Raw genomic sequence first — 6,627 nt, forward strand, 5'->3', positions numbered from 1 at the left:
AAAGATAATCAACAGTTAAAGAAAGGGCTTCTTACATTGTTTATTTCAAGTCTCGGATACATAGCTTATGTCGTCATTGTCCGCTGGTTCAAAATCGACGGATGGGAAGCCATATTACCACAGGCTATCGGGATGTTCATCGGGGCGGTCGCCATCACCATCAGGTATAAACCTTTTGATAAATATACACTCCGGAATGTTTTGACCGGTCTCATGTGGGCAGCCGGAAATCTCGGACTGCTTCTCGCCCTCCCTAGAATCGGTGTGGCTACAAGTTTCTCCCTTTCCCAGACTGGAATTGTAATTTCAACAATCGGAGGTCTGTTCTTCTTAGGTGAAAAGAAATCGAAGAAACAAATTTCACTTGTAATCACAGGGTGTATCCTCATCATCATCGGAGGAGTGTTGCTTGGCTTTACCAAAGAGTAGACAGGAAGCCAAATTTTATCAAAAAAATAAAGGAGGAAGTCATATGTATTCGGATTTGAAAGGAAAAGTCGTCATTATCACAGGAGCTGCTACGGGAATCGGGAAGTCGATTGCCAAGCGGTTTGCAGAGGAACAATGTAAGGTCGTCATCAACTATTTCAGTGAAGAAGAGAACCCCGGTGAATTATTGAAGGAAATCGAACAGAGCGGGGGCACGGCTTCCATCATCCAAGGTGACGTGACAAAAGAGTCAGATGTGGAAGCCTTTGTCAAATTCGCCCGCGATACTTATGGCGGCCTCGATATTTATGTGAATAATGCAGGCATTGAAAACGAAGTGCCATCAGAAAGATTGTCCCTCGAAGATTGGAATAAAGTATTGAATACGAATCTGACAGGAACCTTCCTCGGCTGCCGGGAAGCCGCTGAATATATGCTGGAAAATAACATCAAGGGATCGATCATCAACATATCATCTGTGCACGAAATCATACCGTGGCCGCATTTCGTTCATTATGCTGCCAGTAAAGGGGGAGTGAAGCTGTTGATGGAAAGCCTGGCTTTAGAGTTTGCCCCTGACGGCATCCGCATCAACAATATTGCCCCGGGTGCCATCGACACCCCTATCAACGCAGAGAAATTTTCCGACCCTGAAAAGAAAAAAGGGGTCGAAAAACTCATTCCGCTTGGCTACATCGGCGAACCTGAACAAATCGCTTCCTGTGCGGCATTCCTTGCGTCCGAACAGGCAAGCTACGTAACCGGGACGACATTGATTGCGGATGGCGGGATGACCAAATATCCTGGATTTCAAGCCGGCAAAGGGTGATGGTATATTTGTTTGTGAATCGGGGCTGCTCTTAATGGAGCAGTCCTTTTTTGATGTTCAGGAGAGGAGAAAGGGGTCCGGCAGATGGGGAAGAGGTTTTTTATTTTTATGAGAATAAAACAGGATATTTACAGCTGAAATGGATATCTATTTATATTTTTATGTTAAATAGGGTGGTTCTAATGGGTTGGCTCATTTATTTTTCTTCTCAGGACCTGGCTTTGAGGATAATTGTGCCGGTTTTTAAATAATTGTGCTACGTTAGAATGATTCTTGTTTGCTCCGTGCTTCACTTGGGCGTCCCAGGGCGAGCCGCCTCCGCTTTTCTTTTGTCCAGCTCCTGCGGCTAGAGGCTCGAGACATAAGTCATGCCATCCAAAAAGGCAAAGACCGCCTTTATGGCTGCCCTGTCTTATGCTTGTCGCCTCTGGGCGAGCCGCCTCCGCTTTTCTTTTGTCCAGCTCCGGCGGCTAGAGGCTCGAGACATAAGGCAGGCCATCCAAAAAGGCAAAGAGCGCCTTTATGGCTGCCCTGCCTTATGCTTGTCGCCTCTGAGCGAGCCGCCTCCGCTTTTCTAGTTCCCAAGATTTTAACTCCATTCCCAATAATTTAAGTTGAAAGCGAACGTATATTCGTATACAATCATAAATATAATAAATGAGAACGAGTGTTCGATTGTGAGGAGTGAAGGAGGGATGGTAAATGACCGTCGACTACAGCAGGCTGCCGCACCACAAGATTTTATGCATCGATATGAAGAGCTTTTACGCCAGCTGTTCGGCTGTCATACTCGGGCTCGATCCGCTTGAGTGTCATTTGGCAGTGGTCGGGGACCGGGACAGGCAGGGGAGCATTGTGTTAGCTGCATCTCCCAAGTTAAAGAAAGACTTCGGCATTAAGACAGGGTCGCGGATGTTTGAAATTCCAAAGGATCCCCGCATCCGGCTTGTAGAGCCTAAAATGGCCACGTATGTCCGCATTTCTACTGAAATTACCCGCTTATTTCATCGCTACGTCCCCAAAGATGCGATTCACACGTACAGTGTCGATGAAAGCTTCATCAAGATTGACGGAGCCACCCACCTTTGGGGGGACGCCATGACCATTGCCCAGAAGATCAAAGATGACATGGAAAGGGAATTTCAGCTTCCGTGTGCGATTGGCATTGGACCGAATATGCTTCTCTCGAAACTATGCTTAGACCTTGAAGCGAAGAAGGAAGGGATTGCAGAGTGGAGGTATGAAGACGTCCCGGAAAAGCTGTGGTCCCTGTCCCCTCTCAGTGAGATGTGGGGAATCGGCCGCCGCCTTGAAAAGACGCTCAACCGGATGGGGATCTTCTCGGTCGGGCAGCTGGCTCAATATGAGTTAGAAAAGCTCGAAGCGAAGTTCGGGGTCATGGGCAATCAGCTCTATTACCATGCCTGGGGTGTGGATTTATCGGAAATCGGAGCGCCGATCATGGAAGGGCAGATCAGCTTCGGAAAGAGCCAGATCCTTCTCAGGGATTACAAGGAGAGGAAGGAGATCAAATCTGTCATCCTTGAGATGTGTGAAGAGGTGGCAAGAAGAGCAAGAACACATAAGAAGGCCGGAAGAACCGTCAGCTTTGGAATCGGATACAGCCAGGAAGAATTCGGAGGAGGATTTCACCGCTCAAGGACAGTGGAAGAGCCGACGAACGTCACAATGGATTTGTACAGAGTCTGTCTTCAGCTGTTTGAAGAGAATTACAACGGAAAGACTGTCCGGAAAATATCCATCGCCCTTTCAAATATTACAGATGATGAAACAATGCAGTTTTCTTTATTTGATCCCAAGCGGTGGGAGAAGCGCGAGTTGGGATATGTGGTGGATAAGATTCGCCGCAAGTATGGATCGGCTTCCCTGCTTAGAGCGGTATCCTATACTGAAGCGGGAACGGCGAGACACCGCGCACGGCTTGTCGGGGGACATAAATCGTGACGGGGTCCAGGAGGTGAGCAGGCATGATTCGTGACCGTGGAAGAATCAAATGGACGTCCATGATGCTGCCCGAGCACGTGAAATTATTACGGGACTGGGCGAAGGAAGATACGTATGAAAAAAGAAAAGAGCTTGATGAACAAGAATTAGAAGTATTGAATGAGGTAGTGGCGGAAGCGATGGAGTTCGGTAAACCGGTATCGATCACTCATTATGTCCATCATCGGCATGAACATCTCGTCGGATCCATTCACCATGCCGATTCTCTGGAAGGGAGGCTGCATGTGGTGGACCGGTACGGGAAAGCCCACTATATTCCTTTAACGGGTATCTCGGACATTCGCTTTTTTGAAGAATGATCAGGTGCCGCCGGTAAAAAAGAGAGACTTCATGAAGTCTCTCTGCTTTCAATTTTATTCATCGTCCAGCACTTTCTCCGCACGTACACAAGATTCGAATTTTCCCTTGTGAGAAGCATCGCAGAACGGCATATTTGCAGATAAACCGCAGCGGCATAAAGAAAAGACTTGCTTTGTAGGAAATACATTCCCGTCTGCATCGATCAGTTCCACATCTCCGCTTACACGAAGAGAACCATTGTCATTGACTTTGATTTGAGCTTTTGCCATGAAAACCCACCCTTTCTATAAAATACAAAAAGTTTCCCCATTATGATAGTAAAGTGAAAGAGGGAAAAATGCAATATCTTAAAGGAAACGGAAGAAATATGTTAGGATGGACAGGAGGAGGATGTCATATGAAAATTCAACTTACAGATGAAGCAGCAGAAAAAATCAATGATAAAATAGCCGGCCAAAAAGGCTTTTTGAAACTGAAATATGACATAGAGGGATGCGGATGTGTGGTAAGCGGCATTCCGACATTATGGTATGTCACAAAACCGGATGAAATTGAGGATGTAACAGTGGAAACCAATAGTCTTCCGATTTTGGTAGAGAAGTCGAAAACGGTTTTCCTTGATGAAGAATTGAAAATCGATTTTTCATCAAACAGCAATACCTTTCAATTAAAAAGCCCGGGGCAAATCCTTAACGGAAGAATGAATTTCATCCTCTTTCCGGAAGAGTAATGGACAAAAAGCTGATGACCTTTACAGGGAGTCAGCTTTATTTTATGAATAAGGGAGTAAAGATTTCATTTCGAGAACTGTCCAGCTCCAACGCTTGTCGGGGCTGATCAAGGCGCTTACGCTTTTCTACTTGTCCAGCTCCGGGGCTTAGAGGCCCATGTCATAAGTCAAACCGGCCAAGAAGGCAAAGGGCGCCTTCGTGGCCGATTCGCCTTATGCCACCCGCCTCTATTCAAAGCCCCTCCGCTTTTCTACTGTCCAGCTCCAGCGCCTAGCCCCTCGAGACGTTTCAGTCCGCCCGATGAAGTCAAAGAGCGACTTCACCGTTCGGACTTCCAACGCTTGTCGGGGCTGATCAAGGCGCTTACGCTTTTCTTTCTCCCATGAGTTTTTCATACATTGCTGCAATGGCAGTCCCATTTTCATAGCAGTCTCTTGCATCTTCCATATCTTCTACATCTTCGACACACCAGCAGGCAGACAGGACTGAATGGCAGAACCCGTATGCAATAAGTCTTTCATAGGAAAGAGAGAGCAGGGAAGATAAAGAAGAGGTCCTGTACTTTAAGAGTTCATAAGGTTCATCGTGCTGCTTCCAGTGATTTAACGTATACTGAATGCAATCGTATTCCCGCTCCCCGGTCAGTCCTTTGGGATCGATGGCAGTCCAGCCTGACGAACGCGAATACAAGATGTTTTCGTGATGCAAGTCACCGTGAAGTAAATACTGTTCTTTTGAAGAGCTGAGAAGTTGTACGAACAGCGATTCTGCTTTTGAGATCATTTTTTCGGGCAAGGTACCGGTACCGTCATGAAAACGGGCACGGTACCGTTGAATACCTTCTGACCAGGCTTTAACATCAGGGAATGGATGAGGAGCTGAAGGTTTGCGCCATAACCGCCGGGCCACTGAAGCAAAGATTTTTAATCGTTCATCTTCATCGCTTAATGAATGCAGGCCAGTGCCGGGCTTAAGATGCGAAAGGAGAATCCAGCCCGCTTCCCGGTCAAAGTCGATCACTTTCACCATGGCATCGCCGGCGAACTCCCCGAGTGCACGATACTCATTAAAAAAATCTTTATTAGGATACCCTATTTTTAAAACCGCAGAAGTATCGTCTGCCAATACGACCGGTACGACGAAATTATAACTTAAAGAAAAAGGTTCCCCGAATGTCAGGTTGAGTTTCTCCTTCAGGGAGAGGATTATTTGTACGGCCCCATCTGCCCATACCCCGCCAGACTCACCATACATCGCTTTCATTTTTGACCGAAAGTAATCCGGAATCATCATACATCATCCTTTCTGAGCCATAGCAAATTCTTCAAGAAACCGTTGGATGACGCTTTCGTATTTATCTGGATCCTCATTGTATGATTGGGCATGAGTCCCGCGGAAATCCAGATACATCATTTTGGGTCCCTGCTTCTTTTGAAATAATTCTTCGGTCATTTGCGGGAGTATATAATCATCTTCAAAGCTATGGATGAACAACACAGGCTTTTGAATGTTCTGAATGACCGAAATAGGAGACAGTTCTTTTAGCGAGTAGCCCTCGCGAAATTTCAAGGTACGGTTTACCAGCGGAAGAAGAAATCTTGCAGGAATACCAAGTTCGATACCCATCCGGTAGGCAAGCTGTTCACCGAAGTCGGAATAGGGACAGTCGGCGATATAAAAGTCGGCGCGATCCTCAACGCTTCCTCCATATAGCAGCACGGTGGAGGCACCCATGGACTCGCCGTGTAACCCGAAGAAGACGTCATCACCCGCCCGCCTGATCAATTCATCAACGACCGCTTTTAAATCAAATTTTTCATAATACCCATAGCTGGTCGTTTTGCCGCCGGAGTTTCCGTGGCGGCGGTGGTCATAGATGATGGCATTGAATCCCTTTTTGATGAATAAATTCATATATTTAATGGAGTTCAGTTTGTTTTCAGTGACCCCATGCGCAAATATCATGTATTTATTGTGAGGATGGGGCGTGACAAAAATGGCGTTGAGATGATAGCCGTATGGAGAAGGGATGTTGACCTCCTCTTTGGGAAGAGCATCAAACTCCTCCTGAATGATGCGAAGGGCGTCGATTTCCCTTGATCGGACGAGTTTGTCATTTTTTTTGGGGAGATACATGAAGGTATTCGTAATGAAATATCCGAGTACGCCGATACCGAGAGCGGAAAGGGTCGCTCCTAGAAATAGTGTTCTATTTTTCATATTATTCACCTCATAGTCATACAGCGGTGTTTTCATTTTATCACTTAGAGGGAATAAGTGGAATTTATATGTTGGGGCGGCTCTGAAAGAAAA

General features: G+C 46.4%; 8 protein-coding genes. 5 read left to right on the plus strand and 3 right to left on the minus strand.

Annotated elements, in window-relative coordinates:
• The 4 genes from HP456_RS17900 to HP456_RS17915 all read left to right on the plus strand — a co-directional run.
• Positions 1-429, plus strand: a 429-nt coding sequence (locus HP456_RS17900; RefSeq protein WP_216663338.1) for a GRP family sugar transporter, incomplete at its 5' end; no start/stop codon positions are given.
• 43 nt (positions 430-472) lie between these two features.
• On the plus strand, positions 473-1,258 hold the full coding sequence (locus HP456_RS17905; protein ID WP_172253622.1) for a glucose-1-dehydrogenase: 786 nt from the start codon (positions 473-475) through the stop codon (positions 1,256-1,258).
• Between the two features lie 702 nt (positions 1,259-1,960).
• A complete protein-coding gene (locus tag HP456_RS17910) occupies positions 1,961-3,223 on the plus strand; it encodes a Y-family DNA polymerase (RefSeq protein ID WP_172253624.1) in 1,263 nt (420 codons plus the stop codon).
• A gap of 23 nt (positions 3,224-3,246) precedes the next feature.
• Positions 3,247-3,582 carry a YolD-like family protein gene (locus tag HP456_RS17915; protein WP_172253626.1) on the plus strand — a complete coding sequence of 112 codons (336 nt, stop codon included), beginning with the start codon at positions 3,247-3,249 and terminating at the stop codon, positions 3,580-3,582.
• Between the two features lie 54 nt (positions 3,583-3,636).
• Here HP456_RS17915 and HP456_RS17920 read toward each other — a convergent pair whose 3' ends face one another.
• A complete protein-coding gene (locus tag HP456_RS17920; RefSeq protein ID WP_172253628.1) occupies positions 3,637-3,852 on the minus strand; it encodes a CDGSH iron-sulfur domain-containing protein in 216 nt (71 codons plus the stop codon).
• Between the two features lie 128 nt (positions 3,853-3,980).
• Here HP456_RS17920 and HP456_RS17925 point away from each other — a divergent pair, with 128 nt between their 5' ends.
• Positions 3,981-4,313, plus strand: a complete 333-nt coding sequence (locus HP456_RS17925) for an iron-sulfur cluster biosynthesis family protein (RefSeq protein WP_172253630.1) — start codon at positions 3,981-3,983, stop codon at positions 4,311-4,313.
• A 364-nt stretch (positions 4,314-4,677) separates the two neighbouring features.
• Here HP456_RS17925 and HP456_RS17930 read toward each other — a convergent pair whose 3' ends face one another.
• Together HP456_RS17930 and HP456_RS17935 are read right to left on the minus strand one after the other, a co-directional pair.
• Entirely contained in the window at positions 4,678-5,607 is a 930-nt protein-coding gene (locus HP456_RS17930) for an aminoglycoside phosphotransferase family protein (RefSeq protein ID WP_172253632.1), read from the minus strand.
• A 3-nt stretch (positions 5,608-5,610) separates the two neighbouring features.
• Positions 5,611-6,534: an alpha/beta hydrolase gene (locus HP456_RS17935; protein ID WP_172253634.1), complete on the minus strand. Its 924-nt coding sequence runs from the start codon at positions 6,532-6,534 to the stop codon at positions 5,611-5,613.
• Positions 6,535-6,627: the final 93 nt, after the last annotated feature.

The sequence above is a fragment of the Bacillus haikouensis genome (assembly GCF_013179555.1).
Taxonomy (GTDB): domain Bacteria; phylum Bacillota; class Bacilli; order Bacillales; family Bacillaceae_B; genus Rossellomorea; species Rossellomorea haikouensis_A.